21 protein-coding genes are annotated in these 23,498 nt (G+C 73.6%); 2 read left to right on the top strand and 19 right to left on the bottom strand.

Annotated features, from left to right (window positions below):
• The 7 genes from ACFI33_RS10745 to dapA all read right to left on the bottom strand — a co-directional run.
• Window positions 1-377, bottom strand: a 377-nt coding sequence (locus ACFI33_RS10745; RefSeq protein ID WP_434145689.1) for a helix-turn-helix domain-containing protein, incomplete at its 3' end; no start/stop codon positions are given.
• Between the two features lie 108 nt (window positions 378-485).
• On the bottom strand, window positions 486-1,442 hold the full coding sequence (locus ACFI33_RS10740) for a hypothetical protein (protein WP_462624014.1): 957 nt from the start codon (window positions 1,440-1,442) through the stop codon (window positions 486-488).
• Between the two features lie 407 nt (window positions 1,443-1,849).
• Window positions 1,850-2,371, bottom strand: coding sequence for a CinA family protein (locus ACFI33_RS10735; protein ID WP_187364935.1), 522 nt, complete (start codon window positions 2,369-2,371; stop codon window positions 1,850-1,852).
• Window positions 2,372-2,381: 10 nt separating this feature from the next.
• Complete coding sequence (locus ACFI33_RS10730; protein WP_044658592.1) at window positions 2,382-2,996, bottom strand: CDP-alcohol phosphatidyltransferase family protein; 615 nt, start codon at window positions 2,994-2,996, stop codon at window positions 2,382-2,384.
• Window positions 2,993-6,163 (bottom strand): FtsK/SpoIIIE family DNA translocase, encoded by a 3,171-nt coding sequence (locus tag ACFI33_RS10725; RefSeq protein WP_462624013.1) that lies wholly within the window; start codon window positions 6,161-6,163, stop codon window positions 2,993-2,995. The genes ACFI33_RS10730 and ACFI33_RS10725 overlap by 4 nt, the downstream gene beginning before the upstream one ends.
• 54 nt (window positions 6,164-6,217) lie before the next feature.
• Entirely contained in the window at window positions 6,218-7,903 is a 1,686-nt protein-coding gene (locus ACFI33_RS10720) for a ribonuclease J (protein ID WP_036315017.1), read from the bottom strand.
• 14 nt (window positions 7,904-7,917) lie between these two features.
• The gene (gene dapA / locus ACFI33_RS10715) at window positions 7,918-8,835 is read right to left on the bottom strand and encodes a 4-hydroxy-tetrahydrodipicolinate synthase (protein ID WP_036315014.1); all 918 of its coding nucleotides are present in this window, start codon (window positions 8,833-8,835) and stop codon (window positions 7,918-7,920) included.
• Between the two features lie 41 nt (window positions 8,836-8,876).
• Between dapA and ACFI33_RS10710 the strand changes: the two genes are divergently transcribed.
• Window positions 8,877-10,148, top strand: coding sequence for a heparan-alpha-glucosaminide N-acetyltransferase domain-containing protein (locus tag ACFI33_RS10710; RefSeq protein ID WP_462624012.1), 1,272 nt, complete (start codon window positions 8,877-8,879; stop codon window positions 10,146-10,148).
• A gap of 17 nt (window positions 10,149-10,165) precedes the next feature.
• Here ACFI33_RS10710 and ACFI33_RS10705 read toward each other — a convergent pair whose 3' ends face one another.
• The 5 genes from ACFI33_RS10705 to rpsO all read right to left on the bottom strand — a co-directional run bounded on the left by ACFI33_RS10705 (window position 10,166) and on the right by rpsO (window position 15,760).
• Window positions 10,166-10,684: a hypothetical protein gene (locus ACFI33_RS10705; RefSeq protein ID WP_462624011.1), complete on the bottom strand. Its 519-nt coding sequence runs from the start codon at window positions 10,682-10,684 to the stop codon at window positions 10,166-10,168.
• Window positions 10,677-11,468, bottom strand: coding sequence for a 4-hydroxy-tetrahydrodipicolinate reductase (gene dapB, locus ACFI33_RS10700; protein WP_095346631.1), 792 nt, complete (start codon window positions 11,466-11,468; stop codon window positions 10,677-10,679). The genes ACFI33_RS10705 and dapB overlap by 8 nt, the downstream gene beginning before the upstream one ends.
• Before the next feature lie 43 nt (window positions 11,469-11,511).
• Entirely contained in the window at window positions 11,512-12,840 is a 1,329-nt protein-coding gene (locus ACFI33_RS10695; RefSeq protein ID WP_462624009.1) for a M16 family metallopeptidase, read from the bottom strand.
• Between the two features lie 93 nt (window positions 12,841-12,933).
• Complete coding sequence (locus ACFI33_RS10690; protein WP_095346635.1) at window positions 12,934-15,195, bottom strand: polyribonucleotide nucleotidyltransferase; 2,262 nt, start codon at window positions 15,193-15,195, stop codon at window positions 12,934-12,936.
• 295 nt (window positions 15,196-15,490) lie between these two features.
• Entirely contained in the window at window positions 15,491-15,760 is a 270-nt protein-coding gene (gene rpsO, locus ACFI33_RS10685; RefSeq protein WP_002855292.1) for a 30S ribosomal protein S15, read from the bottom strand.
• Between the two features lie 133 nt (window positions 15,761-15,893).
• Between rpsO and ACFI33_RS10680 the strand changes: the two genes are divergently transcribed.
• Complete coding sequence (locus tag ACFI33_RS10680; protein ID WP_462624008.1) at window positions 15,894-16,898, top strand: CPBP family glutamic-type intramembrane protease; 1,005 nt, start codon at window positions 15,894-15,896, stop codon at window positions 16,896-16,898.
• Here ACFI33_RS10680 and ACFI33_RS10675 read toward each other — a convergent pair.
• The 7 genes from ACFI33_RS10675 to infB all read right to left on the bottom strand — a co-directional run.
• Window positions 16,876-17,721: a class I SAM-dependent methyltransferase gene (locus ACFI33_RS10675; protein ID WP_462624007.1), complete on the bottom strand. Its 846-nt coding sequence runs from the start codon at window positions 17,719-17,721 to the stop codon at window positions 16,876-16,878. The two genes, ACFI33_RS10680 and ACFI33_RS10675, sit on opposite strands and share 23 nt — an antisense overlap.
• Window positions 17,718-18,695: a bifunctional riboflavin kinase/FAD synthetase gene (locus ACFI33_RS10670; protein WP_462624006.1), complete on the bottom strand. Its 978-nt coding sequence runs from the start codon at window positions 18,693-18,695 to the stop codon at window positions 17,718-17,720. The genes ACFI33_RS10675 and ACFI33_RS10670 overlap by 4 nt, the downstream gene beginning before the upstream one ends.
• Window positions 18,695-19,126, bottom strand: coding sequence for a hypothetical protein (locus tag ACFI33_RS10665; protein ID WP_036336703.1), 432 nt, complete (start codon window positions 19,124-19,126; stop codon window positions 18,695-18,697). The genes ACFI33_RS10670 and ACFI33_RS10665 overlap by 1 nt, the downstream gene beginning before the upstream one ends.
• Window positions 19,127-19,137: 11 nt before the next feature.
• Window positions 19,138-19,506, bottom strand: a complete 369-nt coding sequence (locus ACFI33_RS10660; protein ID WP_036336701.1) for a hypothetical protein — start codon at window positions 19,504-19,506, stop codon at window positions 19,138-19,140.
• A complete protein-coding gene (gene truB / locus ACFI33_RS10655; protein WP_462624005.1) occupies window positions 19,503-20,468 on the bottom strand; it encodes a tRNA pseudouridine(55) synthase TruB in 966 nt (321 codons plus the stop codon). Before truB ends, ACFI33_RS10660 begins: the two co-directional genes overlap by 4 nt.
• 13 nt (window positions 20,469-20,481) lie before the next feature.
• Window positions 20,482-20,934, bottom strand: a complete 453-nt coding sequence (gene rbfA / locus ACFI33_RS10650) for a 30S ribosome-binding factor RbfA (RefSeq protein WP_036336697.1) — start codon at window positions 20,932-20,934, stop codon at window positions 20,482-20,484.
• An 80-nt stretch (window positions 20,935-21,014) separates the two neighbouring features.
• Window positions 21,015-23,498 (bottom strand): translation initiation factor IF-2 (gene infB, locus ACFI33_RS10645; protein WP_462624004.1); only part of this gene is annotated, 2,484 nt, incomplete at its 5' end.

Raw genomic sequence — 23,498 nt, 5'->3', positions numbered from 1 at the left:
CTGGGGTCCGTGAGGTCGTCCGGCAGGGTGTCCGGGACGACCATGCCCTCCTGCTCCACGAGCCGGTCCGAGACCTCCCGCAGCAGGTAGGACAGCGGGATGTCCAGCGCCTGGCAGATCGAGGCCAGCAGCTCGGAGGAGGCCTCCTTCTGGCCGCGCTCCACCTCCGACAGGTAGCCGAGCGAGACACGGGCGTCGTGCGAGACCTCGCGCAGGGTGCGGCCCTGGAGCTGCCGGACGTCGCGCAGGACGTCGCCGATCTCGTGGCGGAGGAGGGGCATGCTGCGCTCCTTGATGTCGGGGGCGGCCGCGCGGGGACGGGGCTGGTCATCGACCCAGCGCGTGATTCCGTGGGAATGGACGGGATGTCGCATCATGTCTATCGCCTGCTCCTGGACTTTTCCTGAAGGGCGCCGGGCCGCGGGCCTGATCCCGCCGGGGCACTCTTCTTGACTCGTTACATTCAACGTCGGGCGGGGTCGCGTTCATTCCCGAGACATGGTCTCCTCCGCCGTCGGGCCCTCGGCGGCCCCGTCGCCCTCGTGCCGCTCCGAGCGCCGATGTCGTTCCCGCAGGGAGTACGTGGCGTTCCGGATGCGGTCGGAGTCGTCCAGGCTCGAGCCGACGGCCCCGGCCATCGTGCCCATCGACGCCGCGAGCCACACGAGCCGCACGTAGTCGCCCACGCCACCGGGCTGGTCGAGCTCTTCCTCCAGATACTCCACGGGGATGATCATGAGCGCGACCAGCAGCAGCGTGACGAAGAGCAGGACGTAGACCACGGTGCAGGCCAGACCGACGGTGAGCACGGTGGAGAGGTTGTCCAGCCGCGAGCTGTGCCGGTGGGTCGCACCGTGCGTCCACAGGCCGTTCGTGGTGACCAGCCACGCCACCAGCAGCACCACGGACAGCACGCTGACCGCCGCGAGCCGCCCCGGAGACATCACGCTGGAGAGCACCCAGATGGAGCCGAAGAACACGCCGTAGGCACCGGCCGCGCTGGCCGAGGCGATCGTGAACGTCATGTCCCGCGGCATGAGCAGCGGCCGGTTGGCCATCACCATCCCGGCCAGCAGGCGCAGCGTGCCCGTCCAGCCCTTCACGTACACCGTGGACGTGCGCCGGGACCCGCCGCCCATCCCGGTGGTCGTGGTCACGTCCGCGTCGACGTCGCCCAGTGGGGCGATGCCCCGCAGCGCGGCCGTGTCGGGCTCGGGAGGCTCGTCCGCCGGGGACCGGCCGCCGTCCTCCTCCACCTCGCCGGACTCGTCGGAGGACTGCACGTCCAGCTCCCCGTCCGGCGGGTCCACGTGGGGGGCGGTGTCGATGTGCTCGACGATCCGCAGCACCGTCTCCCGCAGCCGGCGGGCCGGGGTGATGACCCCCAGCGCCGGCACGCACACGACGCCGACCCGCAGCTGCGGCACGACGTCCGCCACCACGCCGCGCCGGTCGTCGAACCGGGGGGGGGTCGACGACGGCGACCACCGTGTCCCATCCCCGCCCGTCCGCGAGTGAGCGGACCGGCTCCTCCAAGACCATGCCCCCGGTCGCACCGACCGGCAGCGACTCCTGCCGGGTCTCGACCCGCCAGCCGCCGGGCTGCGGCAGGCGTTCGTCGAGCCGGTCCTCGACATCCCCGGCGATGCGGCGCACGAGAGCCCACGGGGTGCCCGGGTCGGCCACGAGGCCGATGACGCGGGGGCCCGGGGCGTCGTCGCCGTCCTGCGGCGCACGCTCGGGCTGGGTGGGAGGGGATGCGGTCTCCATCGCGCCGAACCTACGCGGCGGGGCGGGCCGGCACCAGGGACGGGGTACCGGGGCGGCCGGTCGGCGCCCCCGTGCCGCCTCAGTGGCCGCGGACGGCGAGCAGGCGCGTCAGGGCCTGCAGCGCCGCGGCGACGGTGGCCTCCCGGATCGCGGCCCGGTCGCCGTCGAGCCGGAGGAGGATCGCGGTGGCCGCGCCGTCGCGCTCGCCGCCGAGCACGTCCAACGCGTTCGCGTCCGCGTCGGGCACGGCCAGGCCGAGCCACACGGTGCCCACCGGCCGGCCCTGGTGGGGCTCGGGCCCGGCGACGCCCGTGGTGGCCACGCCGACGTCGGCGCCCAGGGCCGCGCGGGCGCCGAGGGCCATCCGTCGGGCCACGTCCGCGTCCACCGCCCCGACCCGCGTGAGCAGGTCCTCGGGCACACCCAGCAGGCCGGTCTTCACGGCGTTCTGGTAGGCCACCACGCCACCGTGCAGCACGGCCGACGCCCCGGGGACGTCGGCCAGGCGCGCGGCCAGCAGGCCGGCGGTGAGGGACTCCCCCGTCGCCACCGTGCGGCCCGCGTGCGCGAGCGCGTGCACCACGTCCCGGGCCGCCGCCATGGTCATCGCCTCAGGCCCCCCGCTGGGCGGCGAGGGCGTCCCGCCGCAGGACCCACGCGTCCTTGACGTACTCCAGGCCGGTCAGCACCGTCAGCACGGTGGCGGCCCCGATGACCACCCAGCCGGCCCACGGCCACCAGCCGCCCACGACCGGGGCCAAGGGCAGGAGCAGCAGGCCGATGCCCACGGTCTGCAGCACGGTCTTGAGCTTGCCGCCGCGGCCGGCCGGCATCACGCCGTAGCGGATCACCACGAAGCGCATCAGGGTGATGCCCCATTCGCGCACCAGGATCACGATGGTCACCCACCACCACAGCTCCCCCAGCAGGGAGAACAGCACGAGGGCCGTGCCCGTGAGCAGCTTGTCCGCGATGGGGTCCGCGATCTTGCCGAAGTCGGTGATCAACCCGCGGGCGCGGGCGATGTCCCCGTCGAGCTTGTCGGTGTACATGGCCGCCGCGAACAGCGCCAGCGCGAGCCACCGGGCGACGAGCGAGTCGCCGCCCCACGGCCCGCCGACCCACAGCGCCCAGGCGAAGAAGGGCACCATCAGGATGCGCACCGAGGTCAGGATGTTCGGCAGGTTCCAGGCGGACACGCGCTGCGCCCCGCCAGCCGCGCTCATCTGCCCGTCAGCTGCCACGCGTCCTCCGATCCCTCATCATCGTCCTCGTCGTTCCAGTCCACGGCGGCCGGGCGCGAGTCCAGGTCCTCCTGCACCAGGTCGCGCGGAGCGGCCGACGCCGAGGCGTCGCCGTCGCCGGTTCCGGCCGAGGCGTCGCCGTCGCCGGAGGTGGCCGAGGGCGGGGTGTCTCCGGAGATGGTGGCGAGCACGTCCGCGAGGTCGTCGGGCTTGACCAGCACGTCGCGGGCCTTGGAGCCCTCGGAGGGGCCCACGACGCCGCGGGACTCCATGAGGTCCATGAGGCGGCCGGCCTTCGCGAAGCCCACCCGCAGCTTGCGCTGCAGCATGGACGTGGAGCCGAACTGCGTGGTGACCACGAGTTCGACGGCCTGCAGGAGCAGGTCCAGGTCGTCGCCGATGTCCTCGTCGATGACCTTCTCGGTCTTCTCGGGGATCACGTCCGCGCGGTACTGGACCTGCATCTGCGACTTCACGTGCTCCACGACGGCGTGGATCTCGGACTCGTTGACCCACGCCCCCTGCACGCGCATGGGCTTGGACTTGCCCATCGGCAGGAACAGGGCGTCGCCCTGGCCGAGCAGCTTCTCCGCGCCGGGCTGGTCCAGGACCACGCGGGAGTCCGTGACCGACGACGTCGCGAACGCCATGCGTGAGGGCACGTTGGCCTTGATCAGGCCCGTGACCACGTCCACGGACGGCCGCTGCGTGGCGAGAACAAGGTGGATGCCGGCCGCACGGGCCAGCTGGGTGATGCGCACGATCGCGTCCTCGACGTCGCGCGGGGCGACCATCATCAGGTCCGCGAGCTCATCCACGATGACCAACAGGTACGGGTATGGGCGCAGCACGCGCTTGGAGTCCGGCGGTAGCTTCACCTGGCCGGCCCGGACGGCCTTGTTGAAGTCGTCCACGTGCTTGTAGCCGAACGCCGCGAGGTCGTCGTAGCGGGTGTCCATCTCCTTGACGACCCACTGCAGCGCCTCGGCCGCCTTCTTCGGGCTCGTGATGATCGGCGTGACCAGGTGGGGCACGCCCTCGTACGCGGTGAGCTCGACGCGCTTGGGGTCCACCATCACCATGCGCACCTCGTCCGGGGTGGAGCGCATGAGGATCGAGGTGATCATCGAGTTCACGAACGAGGACTTGCCGGCGCCGGTGGCGCCCGCCACGAGCATGTGGGGCATCTTCGCCAGGTTGGCCACCACGTAGCCGCCCTCCACGTCCTTGCCGACGCCCATCACCATCGGGTGGTCGGTGCGCTGGGCGGCCTGCGAGCGCAGGACGTCGCCGAGGGCCACGACCTCCTTGTCCGTGTTGGGGATCTCGATGCCGATCGCGCGCTTGCCCGGGATGGGGCTGAGGATCCGCACGTCCGAGGAGGCCACCGCGTACGCGATGTTCTTCTCCAGCGCCGTCACCTTCTCCACCTTGGTGCCGGGGGCGACCTCGACCTCGTAGCGCGTCACCGTCGGCCCGCGGGAGAACCCGGTGACCTGGGCGTCCACCTTGAACTCGGTGAACGTGGTGGTCAGGGCGGCGACGACCCGGTCGTTGGCCTCGGAGCGCTCCTTCGGCTGGGGGCCGGCAGGGAGCAGGGCCGACTGCGGCAGCGTGTAGGACACGTCCCCGCCCAGCTCGGACTGGGTGCCGCGGGCCGGCTCGGCGGTCACCGGCGGCACCGGCGCGGGGGTGCTGGCGGGCACGGCGGAGGACGACGACGACGCGGCGGTCCCGGAGCCCTGACCTGGGGCGTCGTCCAGGGCGAACGGGGTGTCCTCCCCCGCGTCCTCCTCCAGGGATGCGGCGGCCGGGGCGGCGGCCTCACGCTGGGCGCGGGCGTGTTCGCGCACCTGCTCGAGGGCACGGTCCGCGGCCGTGGGTCGGCGCACTCCGGCGGGCGGCTGCGGCTCGGCGTCCGCGTGCTCGGGCGCGTCGTCCTCGTCCACCCACGGGTCGAAGTCGTCCGAGGCGTCCCGGCCCGCGTCCCGCGCGTTCGCGGCGGCCCGCTCGGCGTCGAACACGTCCTGCTCCCCGCGAGCGGCCCGCCGGGGGGCGGGCCGGGGCAGGACCTGGGTGGTCTCGGCCTCGGGGGCGGCGTGGGAGCCGGCCTCGGCCTCGTGGATCACCGGGGAGTCGTAGGCGGTGCCGGCGGTGTGCTCCGGGGCGGCGTCGGCGGCCTGATCCTCGCGTGCCCGGCGCCCGCCGAACAGGCGCGCGAGCAGGCCGGGGCGGGAGGCCCCGGCGGCGTGGGCGCCGGCGGCCGGTCCGTCCAGGTAGGACTGGTCGTGGTCCGGGTGGGTGCGCCCGGTCTCCGCGTCCACGGAGAGCGGGGTGGCGAGGTCCTCGGCCTCGCGGCGCACCCCACGGGCCCGGCGCCGCTCGTCGCGGCGGGCGACCCGCCGCTCGGAGGCGCCCTCGGGGTCCTGGCCCGTGAGCCAGTCGTAGCCGCCCGCGAGCCGCTGCGGGATCGCACCGATGGGCGTCGCGGTGAGCACGAGCACCGAGAAGAAGGCCAACAGGATCATGAGGACCCAGACGGGCACGGGTGTCAGCAGGGAGGCCAGCGGCGCCGTCGCCAGGTAGCCGACCATGCCCCCGGCACCGAGCATGTCCTCGAAGGCCTCGGCGGCCGAGGGCACACCGCCCACGAGGTGGGCGATGCCGGAGCCGGCGACGGTCGCCATGAGCAGGCCGATGATGATGCGCCCGTTGGCGCGATGGTCCGTGGCGTGGCGGAAGCAGCGCACGGCCACGACGAGCAGGGCGATCGGCACCAGGAGGGCGAACCACCCGACGGTGCCGCCCACCACCCCGTGCACCACGCGGCCGACGGCGGTGCCGCGCAGGCCCCACCACTCCACGGCCGCGATCAGCGCGGCGAGCAGCAGCAGGAGCAGGCCGGTGCCGTCACGGCGTTCCTCGCGGTCGATGCGCACGTCCGGGCCGAGCTTGCGGAAGCCGGCACCGACCGGCGTGGCCAGCCCCATCCACAGGGTGTGCAGGGCGCGCAGGGGCGCGGCGGGCCGGTCGGCCTCGGGGACGGTCGCGGTCGACCCCTTCCGTCCGGAGCCTCGGCGTCCGGCGGAGCCGGAGCGGGACGTGGCGGAGGAGGAGGACGAACGCGTGGGGGAAGTACGGGTCGCCATGCCCACCAAACTACCGCGAACCGCGGACACGGCAGGCATGGCGACCCGGAGGGGTCAGGCCTCCAGGACCACCGGGATGATCATCGGGCGGCGGCGCAGCTTGCGGTTGACCCACGTGCCGACGGTCCGGCGGACCACCTGCTGGAGCTGGTGGGCGGTGTGGTCCTTGCTGGACTGCACGGCCTCCTCGAGCGCCCGGACGATCTTCGGCTTGATCTCCTCGAACACCTTCTCGTCCTCGGCGACGCCGCGGGCGTGGACGTCCGGGCCGGACACGATCGCGCCGGTCTGCCGGTTGACCACGGTGATGATCGAGATGAAGCCCTCCTCGCCCAGGACACGGCGATCCTTGAGGTCCGAGTCGGAGATCTCGCCCACGGAGGAGCCGTCCACGTACACGTAGCCGCACTCCACCTCGCCGACGACCTTCACGAGGCCGTCGGTCATGTCCACCACGGTGCCGTTGCCGGCCAGGATGACGTTCTCGGCCGGCACGCCGGTCTTCTCCGCGATCCGGCCGTTGGCGATCAGGTGGCGGGTCTCGCCGTGCACCGGCATCACGAACTCGGGCTCGACGATGTTGTAGCAGTACAGCAGCTCGCCCTCGGAGGCGTGGCCGGAGACGTGCACCTTGGCCATGCCCTTGTGCACCACGGTCGCGCCGAGCTTCATGAGCCCGTTGATCACGCGGAACACGGAGTTCTCGTTGCCCGGGATCAGCGAGGAGGCCAGCACGACGAGGTCGCCCTCCGCCAGCTGCACCTGGTGGTCGCCGTTGGCCATCCGGGACAGGGCCGCCATCGGCTCGCCCTGGGAGCCGGTGACCATGAGCACGATCTCGTCGTCGCGGTACTTGTCCACCTTGCGGATGTCCACGAGGATCCCGTTCGGCACGTTGAGGTAGCCGAGCTTCGCCGCGATGGTCATGTTGCGGATCATGGAGCGCCCGCCGAAGGCCACCTTGCGACCGTGCTTGTGGGCGGCGTCGAGGACCTGCTGCACGCGGTGCACGTGGGAGGAGAACGAGGCCACCACGATGCGGCGCTTCGCCGTGGCGAAGTAGCGCTCGAGGGTGGGGCCGATCTCCGCCTCCGTGGTGGTGAACCCCGGGACCTCGGCGTTCGTGGAGTCGGTCATGAACAGGTCCACGCCCTCCTCGCCGAGCCGGGCGAAGGCGCGCAGGTCCGTGATGCGGCCGTCGAGCGGCAGCTGGTCCATCTTGAAGTCGCCGGTGTGCAGGATGGTGCCGGCGTCCGTGTGGATGGCGACGGCGAGCGCGTCCGGGATCGAATGGTTCACGGCCACGAACTCGCACTCGAACGGGCCGAACTCGACGATGTCGTCTTCCTTGACCACGCGGGTGCGCGGCTTGATCCGGTGCTCCTCGAGCTTGGCCTCGATCAGGGCGAGGGTCAGCTTGGAGCCGATCACGGGGATGTCGTCGCGCAGGCGCAGCAGGTACGGCACGGCGCCGATGTGGTCCTCGTGGCCGTGGGTCAGGACGATGCCGACGACGTCGTCCACGCGGTCCCGGATGTAGTCGAAGTCCGGCAGGATCAGGTCGACGCCGGGCTGGTGCTCCTCGGGGAAGAGGACGCCGCAGTCGACGATGAGGATCTTGCCGTCGATCTCGAAGGTGACCATGTTGCGGCCGACCTCCTCGAGGCCGCCCAGCTGGACGATGCGGCAGGTGCCCCGCTTGAGCTTGGGCGGGGTGGACAGGCGGGTGCCTGCGGTCATGGAACGGGTCCCTTCTAGAAGGTGATGCCGGCCTCCGCGAGGTCGGCTCGGATGACGGAGAGCTCGTCCGGCGTGGCCTGGACGAGGGGCAGCCGCACGGCTGCGGACGGGATGACGCCCTGGGCGGCGAGGACGGCCTTCGCGGCCACCGCGCCCTGGACATGGGTCATGATGCCGCGCTGGACGGGGTCCAGCGCGAAGTGGTGATCACGGGCACCGGCCAGGTCGCCGGCGTGGACGGCGTCCACGAGCTGGCGGTACAGCTCGGGGGCCGCGTGCGCGGCCACCGAGACGACCCCCACGGCGCCGAGCGCCATGAGCGGCAGGGTCGCGCCGTCGTCGCCGGAGTAGAGGTCGAGGTCCGTGTGCGCCAGGACGGTGGTGGTGGACTGCAGGTCCCCCTTCGCGTCCTTGAGCGCACGGATGTTGGGATGCTGCGCGAGCGCGATGACCGTCTCGGGCTCGATCGGCATCACGGAGCGGCCCGGGATGTCGTAGAGCATGATGGGCAGGTCCACCCCGTCGGCCACGGTCTCGAAGTGCGCGCGGATGCCGGCCTGGTTGGGCTTGTTGTAGTACGGGGTGACGAGCAGCAGCCCGTCCACGCCCGTCTCGGCCGCGCGGCGCGACAGCTCGAGGGTGTGCGCCGTGTCGTTGGTGCCGGTGCCGGCCACGACCCTGGCGCGGTCCCCCACGGCCTCGACGACGGTGCGGAACATCGCCACGTTCTCGTCGTCCGTGAGCGTGGAGGTCTCGCCGGTGGTGCCGGTGACCACGAGGCCGTCGGCCCCGCGGTCCACCAGGTGCTCGGCCAGCGCGGCGGCCGCCTCGAGGTCCACGGCGCCCTCGTCCGTCATGGGGGTGACCATGGCGGGCACGACCGTGCCGAAGAGCAGCTCGGAGGGGATGACGGCGGAACGGACGGCACTCATGGGCCCCACCCTACCTGCGAGACTGGGGGCCCGCGCCGTCCGTGGCCCCTCCGCGACGCGCGGCGACCCGAGAGGAGCCCGCCCTGCGTCCCGCCCCGCCCCCCGCCGCCGTCCGCCCGGACCGGCCCGCGCGTCGCCGACTGCCCGGCGTCGACGCGGCCCGCGGGATCGCCCTGCTCGGCATGATCACCGTCCACGTCGTCGACCCGGTGACGGCGGACGGAGCACCCCACCCGGCGTTCCTGTGGTTCGCCGGCCGCGCCTCGGTGCTGTTCGTCCTGTTGGCCGGGGTCGGGCTGGCCCTGTCCACGGGGGGCGCGACGCCGGCCACGGGGATCCGGCGCGCGGCGCTGCGCCGCCGGATCGCCCGCCGCGCGGGTCTGCTGTTCGTGCTCGGGCTCGCGTGCGGGACGCTCGGGGTCCCCGTGGCCGTGATCCTGTGCCACTACGCCCTGCTCTTCCTGCTCGCGCTGCCCCTGCTGGGCCTGCGCGCCCGCACCCTGGGGGTGATCGCGGGGACGTGGCTCGTGCTCGGGCCTGTGCTGGTGTTCGCGGTGGTCGCGGCCGCACAGGCCGCCCTGGGCCGTCAGGAGTTCTTCGTGGGCGGGCGGCTCTGGCTCTCCCCCGGCCCCGCGGACCTGCTGCGTCCCGGGCTGCTGCTGGCCGATCTGACGGTCACGGGCTACTACCCCGTCCTGTCCTGGGGCGCGTTCCTCGTGCTGGGGCTGGCCCTGGGGCGGCTGCCGCTGGACCAGCCCCGCGTGGCCGCCGGGATCCTCGGCGGCGGGGCCGCGGCGTGGGCGGCGGCCGGCGTCGTCGGCGCGGCGGTGCTGTGGGCCCCGGGCACGGTCGGGCGGGTCGCCGCGGCGATCGGCACGGACCCGGCCGAGACGGCGCTCACGCTGCGCACGGGCGAGCCGCGGCTCGCCCTCCTGATCCCGGATCCGCTGTGGCTCGCCCTGCCGACCCCGCACTCCGGGTCCGTGGTGGCCGCCGTGCTCGCGGCGGGCTGGGCGTGCGCCGTGCTGGGCGCCTGCCTGCTGGCCCGGCCGCTGGTCGGGCACGCCGCGCTGCGCCCGCTCGTGGGTGCGGGGCGCATCCCGCTCACGCTCTACGTGGGGCACCTCGTGGTGCTCGCGCTCGTGGACGCGACCGGGATCGACCCGGCCGACGGGGCGCTGCTCGCCGTCCTCGTCCTGCTGTGCCTCATGGCCGGGCTGGCCGCCGAGCTCAGTGGCCGACGGGGTCCGCTCGAGGCCGTGATGGCCCGGCTGTCCCGGGCGGGTGGGGAACGGGCCGTCGGAGGGCGCTGAGCGACGCGTGGGCCGCGTCAGCCGGCGCGGTGCAGGCGGACGGCCTCCCGGGCCGCCTCGCGGGCGCGGCGGCGGTCGCCCGAGGCGTCGTAGGCCAGGGCGAGGCGGTAGCGGGCGCGCCAGTCGCGCGGTGCGGCCTCGGCCTCCACGCGGTACAGCTCGAACTGGGCGTCGGCGGCCTCCCGGTCGATCCGGCCGCCGGGCGAGCGCGGCAGGTCGTCCTCCGGCAGTCCGCCCTCGGCCTCGAGCTGGTCCGCCAGGCGTTCGGTCTGGCGGCCGAACCACACCTCGCGGGCCAGGACGGCCACGGTCACCAGCACCACGAGGATGACGCCCCCGCCGATCGCCTTGGCCAGCGGCTGCGGGGCGCGCACCAGCGCGACGGACGCGTTGAGGGCGAACCCGGCGAACAGCAGCACGAGCAGGCAGACGAAGCCGACCCACACCTTGCTCATCACGGTCGAGCGGCGGGCACGGGCGGCGTGCTCGGTCGGGCCCACGGCGCCGTCGTCGGGGGTGCGGGAGGGCTCAGCCAAGGTCCAGGTATCCGTCCAGTCCATAGGTCAGACCCGGGCGGGAGGCCACGGTCCGCAGGCCGAGGACGACGCCGGGCATGTAGGCCCCGCGGTCGAACGCGTCGTGCCGGACCACGAGCTGCTCGCCCGGCCCGCCCAGCAGCACCTCCTGGTGCGCCTCCAGGCCGCGCAGGCGCACCGCGTGCACGTGCACGCCGTGGACGACGGCGCCGCGCGCGCCGTCCGGGTCGTGCTCGGTGGCGTCCGGGGAGACGGGCACGCCGGCCGCGTCCCGGGCCGCGCCGATGAGCTCGGCGGTCCGCACGGCCGTGCCCGACGGGGCATCCACCTTGTCCGGGTGGTGCAGCTCGACGAGCTCGACGGACTCGAAGTACCGCGCCGCCTGCGCGGCGAACGCCGAGGCCAGCACCGAGCCGACCGAGAAGTTCGGGGCGATCAGCACGCCCACCCCCGGGTGCTCAGCCAGCTGCGCCTCGAGGCGCTCGCGGCGCTCGGGCACCCAGCCCGACGTGCCGACGACCGTGTGCAGCCCGTGCTCCACGGCGAAGGCCACGTTCTCGGGCGAGGCGTCCGGGACCGTGAGGTCCAGGACGTGGGTGGCGCCGGCCTCGAGCACCGCGTCCAGGCGGTCCTGCGAGCCGAGCTCGGCCACGAGCTCCAGACCCTCGGCCGCTCGCACCGCGGGCACCGCGTGGCGGCCCATGCGGCCACCGGCACCCAAGATCGCGACGCGCGGGACGTCGTCGGGAGCGGACACGGCGGAGGGGGTGCGGATCGCGGTCATGGCCTCCAGCCTACGCGGCCCGCACCGGCGGCCGTGGCCGGGGTCAGGCCGGGGCGACGACGACGCGCGCCCGGTCCCCCGCGGCCAGGCGCGCGGCCACGGCCCGGACCTGACCGGCGTCGACCTCGCGGACCCGGGCGAGGGAGGCCGCCAGGTCCACGTACTCCCCCGTGACCAGCTCGGCCCGCCCCAACCGGGACATGCGGGCGCCCGTGGACTCCATGCCCAGCACGGTGCCGCCGCAGATCTGCCCGTGGGCGCGCGCGAGCTCCTCCCCGGTGACGTCGGCCTCGGCCATCCGGTCCAGCTCGGCCTCCATCAGCGCGGCCACCTCCTCCACCCGGTCCGGCTGGCAGCCCGCGTACAGGCCCCAGTAGCCGGCGTCGGAGTACCCGGCGGAGAACGAGTAGGTGTTGTAGGCCAGGCCGCGGCGCTCGCGGATCTCCTGGAACAGCCGCGAGGACATGCCCCCGCCCAGGACGGAGTGCATGACGCCCAGGGCGAAGCGGTCCGGGTCCGTGGTGGACAGCGAGCGGCCCCCGACGAGGACGTTGGCCTGCTCGACCGCCTTGGTGACGGTGTGCGTGCCGGTCCGCACCCGTGAGGCCGCGGCCCCGGCGGTGTCCACGGCACGACGCGGGGCGGGCAGGGCTCCCGGGGTGAGCTCCCAGCCCGAGGCGCGCAGGGCGGCGAGGACGAGGCGGCAGACCTCGTCGTGGTCGAGGTGGCCGGCGGCGGTGACGACGAGCTCGTCCGGGCGGTACCAGTGCGTGTAGTGCCCGACCACGTGGTCGCGGGTGACGGCGCGGATCGTCTCGGGCGTGCCGCCGATCGGCCGGCCGAGGGGGTGGCCGTCCAGCATGACCTCGGCGAGCTTCTCGTGGGCCACGTCCACGGGGTCGTCCGCGGCCATGGCGAGCTCCTCGAGGATCACGCCGCGCTCCGTCTCGAGCTCGTCCGGGTCGATCAGGGAGGAGGTGAGCATGTCCGTGAGCACCTCCACGGCCATCGGCAGGTCCTCGTCCAGCACGCGGGCGTGGTAGACGGTGGACTCCTTGGCCGTGCCGGCGTTGGACTCCCCGCCCACGCGGTCGAAGGCGGCCGCGATGTCCATCGCGGTGCGCGTGGGCGTGCCCTTGAAGAGCAGGTGCTCCAGGAAGTGCGTGGCGCCGTAGCCCTCGGGCGACTCGTCACGGGACCCGACGGCCACCCAGTAGCCGATGGTCACCGAGCGCTGGTCCGGCATGGCCTCGGTGAGCACACGGACGCCGCCGGGCAGCACGGAGCGGCGCACCACGGAACCGTTGCCCTCGTCCGCCAGCACGCCGTCGAAGTCCAGGGGAATCTCACGGTGAACACTCATGACGGACATTCTCGCCCATGCGCGACGACGGCGCCGCACCGCTCGCTGGGAGGGTGCGGCGCCGTCGTGGTCACCGGGCCGGGCATGCCCGGCCGGGGCGGATCAGGCCTCGGTCTGCGAGGACTCGATCGCGTCCGCGGTCTCGGCCACGGCGTCGGACTCCGCCACCACCGGGGAGAGGGAGAGCTTGCCGCGGTCGTCAATCTTGGTGATCTCGACCTGGACCTTCTGGCCCACGCCGAGCACGTCCTCGACGTCGTCCACGCGCTTGCCCTCGTTGAGCTTGCGCAGCTCGGAGATGTGCAGCAGGCCGTCCTTGCCCGGGGTGAGCGAGACGAACCCGCCGAACGTGGTCAGCTTCACCACGGTGCCGAGGTAGCGCTCACCGACCTCGGGGACCTGCGGGTTGGCGATCGCGTTCACCGCGGAGCGCGCGGCCTCGGCCGAGGCGCCGTCGGTGGCGCCGATCAGCACGGTGCCGTCGTCCTCGATGGTGATGTCCGCGCCCGTGTCGTCCTGGATCTGGTTGATCATGGCGCCCTTGGGGCCGATGACCGCGCCGATCTTGTCCACCGGGATGCGCACGGAGATGATCCGCGGGGCGGTGGGGGCCATCTCGTCCGGGGCGTCGATGGCGGCGTTCAGCACGGACAGGATGTGCAGGCGCGCCTCGCGGGCCTGCGTCAGGGCGGCGGCCAGCACGGAGGCCGGGATGCCGTCCAGCTTGGTGTCCAGCTGGATCGCGGTGACGAACTCGGCGGTGCCGGCCACCTTGAAGTCCATGTCGCCGAACGCGTCCTCGGCGCCGAGGATGTCGGTCAGGGCCGCATACTGGGTCTGGCCGTCCACCTCGGCGGAGACCAGGCCCATGGCGATGCCGGCCACGTGCGCGCGCAGCGGCACGCCCGCGTTCAGCAGGGACAGGGTGGAGGCGCAGACGGAGCCCATCGACGTCGAGCCGTTGGAGCTGAGGGCCTCGGAGACCTGGCGGATCGCGTAGGGGAACTCCTCGCGGGCCGGCAGCACGGGCACCAGGGCGCGCTCGGCGAGGGCGCCGTGGCCGATCTCGCGGCGCTTCGGGGAGCCCACGCGGCCGGTCTCGCCGGTGGAGTACGGCGGGAAGTTGTAGTGGTGCATGTACCGCTTGGCCGTCTCCGGCGACAGCGAGTCGATCTGCTGCTCCATCTTGAGCATGTTCAGCGTGGTGACGCCCATGATCTGGGTCTCGCCGCGCTCGAAGATGGCGGAGCCGTGCACGCGGGGCAGGACCTCCACCTCCGCGGTCAGCTTGCGGATGTCCGTCAGGCCGCGGCCGTCGATGCGCACCTGGTCGGTGAGGATGCGGCGACGCACGATCTGCTTGGTGAGGGAGCCGTATGCCTTGGCGATCTCGCCCTTGCGCTCGGCGAAGTCCTTGCCCTCGCCGGCGAGCTCCTCGAGCACCTCGAGCAGGTAGGCGTCCGAGGCCGACTCGCGCTCCTGCTTGTCGGCGATGGAGAAGATCTCGGTCAGGCGGTCCGTGGCGAGCTTCTCGACGGCGGCGTAGGCGTCGTCCTGGTAGTCCTGGAACACGGGGACGTCCACCGGGTCCTTGCCGGCGCGCTTGACCAGGTCGGCCTGGGCCTCGCACAGGGTGCGGATGAAGGGCTTGGCGGCCTCGAGGCCCTCGGCCACGATCTCCTCGGTGGGCGCCTGCGCGCCGCGCTCCTTGACCAGGGTCCAGGAGTCCGGGGTCGCCTCGGCCTCGACCATCATGATGGCGACGTCGTCGCCCACCACGCGGCCGGCCACGGCCATGTTGAACACGGCGCCCTTGAGCTGGGAGTGCTTCGGGAACGCGACCCACTGGCGCGTGCCGGAGCCGTCGTCCATCAGGGCCATCCGCACGCCGCCGATGGGACCGGAGAACGGCAGGCCGGACAGCTGCGTGGACAGGGAGGCGGCGTTGATGGCCACCGTGTCGTAGATCTCGTCCGGGGCGATCGAGGTGACGGTCACGACGACCTGGACCTCGTTGCGGATGCCCTTGACGAACGCCGGGCGCAGCGGGCGGTCGATCAGGCGGCAGGTGAGGATCGCGTCCGTGGACGGGCGGCCCTCGCGGCGGAAGAACGAGCCGGGGATGCGGCCCGAGGCGTACATGCGCTCCTCGACGTCCACGGTCAGCGGGAAGAAGTCGAAGCCCTCGCGTGGGGACTTGCCCACGGTGGTGGCGGACAGCATCGACGTCTCCTCGTCGAGGTAGACCATGGCGGCGCCGGCGGCCTGCTGGGCGAGGCGCCCGGTCTCGAAGCGGACGGTGCGCTTGCCGTACGAGCCGTTGTCGATGACGGCCTCGGCGAAGGTGATCTCAGGACCCTCCATGAGGGCCTCCTTTCAGGTGGACGGCGCCGCAGGCGTCCCTGTCCCCCTGGTCTTCGATCGAGGCCCTCGGCATCCCGCCGTGGGGCGGGGTCCGGGAGCCACTGTCGAGGACCGCGAGCGATGGGCGCGGAACCGTCGGGTGTGGCAATGATGCGGGGAGGCGCGCCGTGGCGCGCCGGAGTGCCGCAGGCTGCGGCGGTCTCCCCTCGGGACACACTACGTGCGTCCGAGGGCAGACGAAAGGCGGCGCCGGCGCTCGCGGGTCTCCCGCGGGCTCCGGCGCCGCCTCCTCAGGTCACTTGCGCAGGCCGAGGCGCTCGATCAGCGCGCGGTAGCGCTCGATGTCGACCTTCTGCAGGTAGCCCAGCATGCGACGACGGCGACCGACCAGGCCCATCAGGCCGCGGCGGGTGTGGTGATCGTGCTTGTGCTCCTTGAGGTGCTCGGTCAGGTCCTTGATGCGGCGCGACAGGACCGCGATCTGCACCTCGGGGGAGCCGGTGTCGCCCTCGTGGGTGGCGTACTCCTTGATGATCTGCTGCTTGACAGCGGGATCCAGGGCCATGGTGGGCCTCCTTCACTTCGGTACCGCGAACGGGTGCCGCGCCGACCGCCGGGGCGGACGACGCGGGGCCCACCCCACCGCGGACTGCAGGGAGGCCGAGGGTCGAGTCTACCGCATCGCCTACCCTGGCCCGGTGAGCACCCCACCGGTCCCCCACTCCCCGGCCCCGCCGTCGTTCCCCGTCCGGCCGCCCGCGCCGCCCCTGGATCTGCCGCTGATCGGCCACGACTACCCCGCGCTGCTGCGCACGCCGCGGGCCCGATGGTGGAACCCGCTCGCGTCCTTCGGCCTCGTGCTGGCCGGCCTGGTGGGCCTCCTCGTGCTCGGGGGCGTGCTGGGCGCCCTCGCCCTGCTCGCCACGTCCGGGCCCGCACTGCTCGGCGCGGCCGACCCGACGGACGTGACCGACCTCGACCTGTACTCCGCGCCCATGGTGCTGCTGAACAACCTCCTGCTCGCCGCACTGATCGGGGTCGCGCTGCTGGCCGTGGCCCTGGGCCACCCCGTCGCCGCCCGCTTCGTCCACTCGGTCGAGGGCCGCGTGCGCTGGCGCTGGCTGGCGCGCTGCGTCGTCGTGCTGACGCCGCTGTTCCTCGCCTACGTGCTGGGCACGTGGGCCCTCGACGGCGCCCCCACGGCCCCGCGCGCGCAGGACTGGGTCTGGCTGCTCGTCATGGCGTTCGTGCTCACCCCGTTCCAGGCCGCGGGCGAGGAGTACCTGTTCCGCGGGTGGCTGCTGCTGGCCGTCGGCACGTGGATCCGCCGGCCGGTCGTGGCCGTCGCGGTCACCGCGGTGCTCTCGGCGGCGACCTTCTCGCTCGCCCACGGCTCGCTCGACCCGTGGATCCTGCTGGACCTCGCCGCGTTCGCCGTCGCGGCCGTCCTGCTCACGTGGCGCACGGGCGGGCTCGAGGCCGCCGTCGCGCTGCACGTGGTCAACAACGTGGTGATCATCGCCGTCGGCACGCTCGTGGGCACCGTCGAGGACAGCTACGTGGGCGCGGAGACCGCCGGCTCCCCGGCGGCCACGCTGCTCTCGGTGGCGGTGGTCGCGGTGGCCACGGCGCTGCTGCTCTGGCAGGCGCGGCGGGCCGGGATCGCCCGGACGGTCCCGGTCACCGTGGGCGCCCGCCCCTGACCGGCGCCGCCCACCAGGCCACCGTCACGTAGGGCACCTGCAGGTCCGCGTCCGCCGCATGGCCCAGGTGCTCGTGCAGGTACCAGTCGAGGTTGGCCGTCAGCCGGGATCGGATCCGCTCGTCCGCGCGCAGCCAGTACGAGCGCGAGGCCATGAGCCCCTGCAGCCCCGCCGCGGTCATCGGCTGCGTCCACGCCCAGCGCGCGTGCTCCTCCGTTCCGAACGGAGCCGCGAACCGGCGCTGCTCGGGCCGGGCGGCGTGCACGTCCCCGGCGTGCATGATCCGGGTGAGACGGTGCACCCACGGCACCGCCGTGTCGAGCTGGTTCCACACCGCGACCAGACGCCCGCCCGGGCGCAGCACCCGCGCGGCCTCCGCGCTCGCCGCGGCCGGGTCCATCCAGTGCCAGGCCTGGGCCGCCACCACGACGTCGGCGCTCGCCGCCGGCAGGCCCGTGGACTCGCCCGTGCCCGGCACGGCGCGCACACGCCCGTCCGAAGGTGCGGCGACCTCGCGTTTGAGGACCTCCCGCATGGACGCGGCCGGCTCCACGGCGGTCACGGACCGCACCCGCTCGACCGGCAGGGCGGTGAGGGACCGAGTGAACAGGCCCGTGCCCGCGCCGACCTCCACCACGTCAAGTCCAAGATCGAGCCCCTGGCCGAGGCCCTCCAGGACCCACGCCACGGCCTCGGCAGGATAGGACGGTCGGACGGCGTCGTAGTGCTCCCCGCCGGCTTCGGCGAAGGGGTTGCCGGCCTCCCGGCGGGCGCGGGCGGGCCGGCCCGGCAGGCGCGGGACGCCCGGGGCCGGACCGGTCACCGGTCGGACGGGGTCGTGGCCAGGATCGCCCGGGCCTCGTCCACGTCCTGCGTGATCTGCGCCACGAGCTTCTCGACGCCCTCGTAGGCGACCATCCCGCGCAGCCGGGCCACGAACTCGACCTCGATGTGCTGGCCGTAGAGGTCGAAGTCCTCCACACGCTCGTCGTGGCGGTCGATCACGTGCGCCTCCACCACACGGGAGACGTCCTCGAACGTGGGGTTCGAGCCGATGGAGATCGCGGCCGGCCACACGCCGCCGTGCGCGTCGTGCACCCAGCCGGCGTAGACGCCGTCGGCCGGGATCATGCCCTGCACATCCGTCTCGAGGTTCGCCGTGGGGAAGCCGAGCTCGCGGCCGCGCGCGAACCCGTGCACCACCTCGCCGGTGAGCACGTGGTGTCGGCCGAGCACGGCCGCGGCCTGGGCGACGTCGCCCGCGGCCAGGGCCTCGCGCACCCACGTCGAGGAGCAGCGGCGCTCCGGCTCGGCCCCGTGCTCGGCGGGGAACTCCTCGACGGCCTCGACCTCGAAGCCGTAGCGGGCGCCCAGGCGCACCATCTCCGCGACGTCGCCGGTGTTGCCCCGGCCGAAGCGCACGTCGTGCCCCACGACCACGACGGCGGCGTGCAGCCCGTGCACGAGCATGCCGCGGACGAACTCCTCCGGGGACTGGTCCGCGAACTCGAGGGTGTAGCGCTGCAGGAGCACCGCGTCCAGACCCGCCTCCTCCAGGAGGACGACCCGCTGCTCGGGGCTGATGATGTCCACGTGGGGCACCTCGGGCTGGTGCACGGCGCGCGGGTGCGGGGTGAAGGTCACGGCCACGGCCAGGGCGTCGCGGGCCCGCGCCAGCTCGACGACCCGGCGCAGCACCTCGCGGTGGCCGCGGTGCACGCCGTCGAAGTTGCCCAGGGTGACCACGGTGCGCGGCAGGTCCGTGGGGACCTCGTCCAGGCTGTTCCAGACCCGCATCAGAGCGCCCCCGCCTCGGCCGGGCGGGCGGGGCGGTGCGTCAGCAGCCAGATCAGGCCGACCACCGGCAGCACGAGCGGCACGTAGCCGTAGCCCGCGCCGAATCGGGACCACACGGTGTCGTGGGCGAACATCCCCGGATCCAGGGCGGTCCACAGGCCCACGCCGACCACGCCGGCCAGCTCCACGAGCACGGCGCCCAGCGCCACCGCCCAGGTGCGCGGGCCGGAGCGGGCGAGCGCGAACGTCGCCACGATGTACACGACCGCCGCGACCGCGGAGAGCGTGTACGCCACGGGGGCGGCGTCGAACTGCGTGAGGATCTGGAAGAGGCTGCGCGCGCTCGCCGAGAGGGCGAACACCGCGTAGACCATGACGATGATCCGGCCGAGACCCTGGTTGCGCGCGGGGGCGCCGTCGCTGGGTGCCATGTCCATCCTCCTCACCACTGCCCGAACCAGATGACCTGCATGCGGTGCAGCATCACGACGATCGTGGGCCCGACCACGGCCAGCACGAGGTTGGACCACCGGGTCTTGTCCGTGACGGCCCAGCCCACGGCGATCACCGGCACGATCAGGGCGGTGAGGATGTAGCCCCAGAACTCCCAGCCGGGGCCGTTCAGGGTGTCCCCGCCGAGCTGGCGGACGGCGGCGGCCGCCGCGTAGACGAGCGTGAACAGCTCGACGGCGGCCACCGAGAGGATCGAGGCGTCCGCGGGGTGGCGGCGGATCGCCGTCATCACCACGCAGACCACGAACGAGACGGCACCGATCACCAGTCCCGTCCAGAACCAGGCGTCGAGGATCATGCGGTCCTTCCCTGTCCCGGCCCCTCGGCCGGGGCGAACACGAGCTGGGGCTTGGCGACGTCGGCGCCGCGGCGGCGCACGTCGGAGACGAGGGCGATGACGCGGCCGTCCGGCGCGCGCCCGGCGACGAGCGTCTCACCCGTGCCGGTGGGCGCCACGACCCGCCCGAAGGCGAGCTCGTGGGCCTCGTCCTCCGTCAGCTCGCGCACCGGGAAGAGCCCGGCGGCGGCCTCGGAGAGCTCGGTCATCGCGAAGCGCTCCGCGAGGGCCTCGAGAGTGAGCGCGTCGGCCACGTCGAACGGGCCGACTGCGGTGCGGCGCAGCGCCGTGAGGTGCCCGCCGGTCTCGAGGGCCTCGCCCAGGTCGCGGGCAAGCGCCCGGATGTAGGTCCCGGAGGAGCAGCGCACGGTGACGTCGAGGTCGACCAGCCGGCCGCCGTCGAGCCGGCGCAGCTCGTGCACCGTGAACTCGTGCACGGTGACGGGGCGGGCGTCGAGGGTGACGTCCTCTCCGGCGCGGACGCGATCGTAGGCGCGCCGGCCCGCCACCTTGACGGCGGAGACGGCCGAGGGCACCTGCAGGATCTCGCCCGTCAGGGCGGCGACCTGCTCGGCGACGCGCTCGGGCGTGACGGCGTTGGCCAGCCGGGTCTGCACGACCTCGCCCTCCGCGTCGTCCGTGACGGTCGACTGCCCGAGCCGGATCGTGGCCGTGTACGTCTTGTCCGCGCCCGTGATGGCGGTCAGCAGGCGCGTGGCCTTGTTGACGCCGACCACGAGCAGGCCCGTGGCCATGGGATCCAGGGTGCCGGCGTGGCCCACCTTGCGGGTGCCTGCCAGCCGGCGGACCCGCCCGACGACGTCGTGCGAGGTCCACCCCTGCGGCTTGTCCACGAGGACGACCCCCGACGCCTCCGTTCCCGGCGCGTCGGGGGCCTGTCCCCCGGTGCTGCGTGTGCTCACCGTGCCGCGGGCCTCAGGCGCGCGGGGCGTCGTCGGCGTCGGCGTCCGGCTCGGCGGTGCGGTACGGGTCCGCGTCACCGGCGTACGACGCGCCCTCGCGCGCCTTCGCCAGCTCGGCGTCCCGCTCCTTGGCCGCGCGGAGGACGTCCTCCAGGTGTGCGGCCGCCTCGGGGACGGTGTCCGCCACGAACTCGAGCGTGGGCACCAGGCGGATGGTGAGCCCGCGGCCCACCTCGCGGCGCAGGATGCCTCGGTTCTCCTGGATGCCCTCGTGGGCGGCGGCCACCGTGGCCTCGTCGCCCAGGACGGTGTAGTAGACGGTGGCGTGCTGCAGGTCGTTGGTCACGCGGACCTCCGTCACGGTGACGGGCTCCACGCGGTCGTCCTTGACGCCGCGGCGCAGCGCCTCGGCCACGAGGACCTTGATGCGCTGGGCCAGGCGGCCGGCGCGTGCCGGATCGGCCATGGTGCGGTTCCTTCCGGTGGTGATGGTTCAGAGGGTGGGAGGCGGAAGGCGGGGGCCCGTGCGGGCCCCCGCCCCGGCCGTCAGACGCGCGGCTTCTCCTGCATCTCGAAGGTCTCGATCACGTCGCCCTCCTTGATGTCGTTGAAGCTGCCCAGGCCGATGCCGCACTCATAGCCCTCGCGGACCTCGGTGGCGTCTTCCTTGAAGCGGCGCAGCGACTCGATCCTGAGGTGGTCGGAGACCACCACGCCGTCGCGCACCAGGCGGGCCTGGGCGTTGCGGCGGATGAGGCCCGAGCGCACGAGCGAACCGGCGATGTTGCCCCACTTGGAGGAGCGGAACACCTCGCGGACCTCGGCCGAGCCGAGCTCGACCTCCTCGTACTCCGGCTTCAGCATGCCCTTGAGCGCGTTCTCGATGTCATCGATCGCGTCGTAGATCACGTTGTAGAAGCGCATGTCCACGCCCTCGCGGTCGGCCAGGTCGGCGACCCGCTCGGCGGGGCGCACGTTGAAGCCGATGATGATGGCGTTGTCCACGGTCGCCAGGTTCACGTCGTTCTGCGTGATGGCGCCGACGCCGCGGTGGATGACGCGCAGCTGCACCTCGTCCTCGCCGACCTCGATCTTGAGCAGCGAGTCCTCCAGCGCCTCGACGGCACCGGACGCGTCGCCCTTGATGATGAGGTTGAGCGTGTCCAGCTTGCCCTCGGCCACGGCCTGGTCGAAGTCCTCCAGGGTGATGCGCTTGCGGCGCTTGGCCAGCTGGGCGTTGCGGTCCGCCGCCTCGCGCCTCTCCGCGATCTGGCGGGCGGTGCGCTCGTCGTCGGTGACGAGGAACGAGTCGCCGGCGCGCGGCACCGAGGACAGGCCGAGCACCTGGACGGGACGCGACGGATCGGCCGCCTCCACGGCGTTGCCGTTCTCGTCGAACATGGCGCGCACACGGCCGTGGGCGGAGCCCACCACCATGGTGTCGCCCACGCGCAGCGTGCCGGTCTGCACCAGCACGGTGACGACGGCGCCGCGGCCCTTGTCGAGGTTGGCCTCGATGGCCACGCCTCGGGCGGCCTTGTGCGGGTTCGCCCTGAGCTCGAGGGCGGCGTCCGCGGTGAGCAGGATCGCCTCGAGCAGCTTGTCGATGTTGATGTTGCTGCGCGCGGAGACGTCCACGAACATCGTGTCGCCGCCGTACTCCTCGGGCACGAGGCCGTATTCGGTGAGCTGACCGCGGATCTTGTCCGGGGCGGCGGTGTCCTTGTCGATCTTGTTGACCGCCACCACGATCGGCACGCCGGCCGACTGGGCGTGGTTGAGCGCCTCGACGGTCTGCGGCATGACGCCGTCGTCGGCCGCCACCACCAGCACGGCGATGTCGGTGACCTTCGCACCGCGGGCACGCATGGCGGTGAACGCCTCGTGACCCGGGGTGTCGATGAAGGTGAGGCGACGCTGCTCGCCCTCGTGCTCCACGGGCACCTGGTAGGCGCCGATGTGCTGGGTGATGCCGCCGGCCTCGCCCTCGATGACGTTCGAGGAGCGGATGGCGTCCAGCAGACGCGTCTTGCCGTGGTCCACGTGACCCATGACGGTGACGACCGCGGGGCGCGGCTCGAGGTCGGCCTCGTCCTCGTTGGCCTCCTCGGCCTCGAGGTCGATGTCGAAGGCCTCCAGCAGCTCCTTGTCCTCGTCCTCCGGGGACACGATCTGGACCTTGTAGCCCAGCTCGTCGCCGAGCAGCTGGAAGGTCTCCTCGTCGAGGGACTGGTTGGCCGAGGCCATCTCGCCGAGGGTGAAGAGCACCTTCACCAGGTCTGCGACGTCGGCGCGGATCTTCTCGGCGAAGTCGGCCAGGGACGCACCGCGGCGCAGGCGCAGGACGGTGGTGCCGTCGCCCTTGGGGACCTTGACGCCGCCGATCTCACGCGTGTGCTGCTGCTCGAACTCCTGGCGCTTCGCGCGCTTCGACTTGCGTCCCTTGCGCGGGCCGCCGCCGCGCCCGAAGGCGCCCTGGGCGTTGCCTCGACCGCCACGGCCGCCCGGGCCGCCGGGACGACCCGGACCGCCGCCGGGGCCGCCGCCCGGACGGCCACGGCCGCGGGCCGGCTGCGGGGCCGGGGTGATCTGCTTGGGCATCATGCCCGGGTTCGGACGCGGCCCACCGGGGCGGGGGCCACCGGCGCCCGCGGCCGGGCGCGGACCGCCCGGACGGGGGCCGCCGGCGCCGGCCGGCGGACGGGGGCCGCCCGGACGAGGCGCGCGGTCCTCACGACCGGAGCGCATGCCCTGCGAGGGGGCGAACGGGTTGTTGCCCGGGCGCGGAGCACCGCCACGGCCGCCCGGGCGGGCGCCCGGACGAGACCCGGCGGAACCGCCCTTGGGGCTGAACGGGTTGTTGCCGGGACGCGGGGCGCCCGGCTTGGGCGCAGCGGCGCCCGGCTTCGGCGTGGCCGACGGCTGCGGAGCCTTCGGCGCGGGGGCCGGGGCGGCCGGGGCCTGGGCGGCCGGCGTCGGTGCGGCGGGGCCGGGGGTCGGGGCGACGCCCGGCTTGGTCGCGGCGGTGCG

It is taken from the genome of Micrococcus sp. PSi08 (assembly GCF_054960655.1).
The sequence above is the reverse complement of the archived record's forward strand: the minus strand, read 5'-3'. Positions and strand labels throughout refer to the sequence as shown.

Excerpts from the sequence above, each read along its gene's own strand:
- ACFI33_RS10735 (WP_187364935.1), bottom strand. The coding sequence starts at position 2,371 with ATGGCGGCGGCCCGGGACGTGGTGCACGCGCTCGCGCACGCGGGCCGC.
- ACFI33_RS10730 (WP_044658592.1), bottom strand. The coding sequence starts at position 2,996 with ATGAGCGCGGCTGGCGGGGCGCAGCGCGTGTCCGCCTGGAACCTGCCG.
- ACFI33_RS10725 (WP_462624013.1), bottom strand. The coding sequence starts at position 6,163 with ATGGCGACCCGTACTTCCCCCACGCGTTCGTCCTCCTCCTCCGCCACG.
- ACFI33_RS10720 (WP_036315017.1), bottom strand. The coding sequence starts at position 7,903 with ATGACCGCAGGCACCCGCCTGTCCACCCCGCCCAAGCTCAAGCGGGGC.
- dapA (WP_036315014.1), bottom strand. The coding sequence starts at position 8,835 with ATGAGTGCCGTCCGTTCCGCCGTCATCCCCTCCGAGCTGCTCTTCGGC.
- dapB (WP_095346631.1), bottom strand. The coding sequence starts at position 11,468 with ATGACCGCGATCCGCACCCCCTCCGCCGTGTCCGCTCCCGACGACGTC.
- ACFI33_RS10695 (WP_462624009.1), bottom strand. The coding sequence starts at position 12,840 with ATGTCCGTCATGAGTGTTCACCGTGAGATTCCCCTGGACTTCGACGGC.
- ACFI33_RS10690 (WP_095346635.1), bottom strand. The coding sequence starts at position 15,195 with ATGGAGGGTCCTGAGATCACCTTCGCCGAGGCCGTCATCGACAACGGC.
- rpsO (WP_002855292.1), bottom strand. The coding sequence starts at position 15,760 with ATGGCCCTGGATCCCGCTGTCAAGCAGCAGATCATCAAGGAGTACGCC.
- ACFI33_RS10670 (WP_462624006.1), bottom strand. The coding sequence starts at position 18,695 with ATGCGGGTCTGGAACAGCCTGGACGAGGTCCCCACGGACCTGCCGCGC.
- ACFI33_RS10665 (WP_036336703.1), bottom strand. The coding sequence starts at position 19,126 with ATGGCACCCAGCGACGGCGCCCCCGCGCGCAACCAGGGTCTCGGCCGG.
- ACFI33_RS10660 (WP_036336701.1), bottom strand. The coding sequence starts at position 19,506 with ATGATCCTCGACGCCTGGTTCTGGACGGGACTGGTGATCGGTGCCGTC.
- rbfA (WP_036336697.1), bottom strand. The coding sequence starts at position 20,934 with ATGGCCGATCCGGCACGCGCCGGCCGCCTGGCCCAGCGCATCAAGGTC.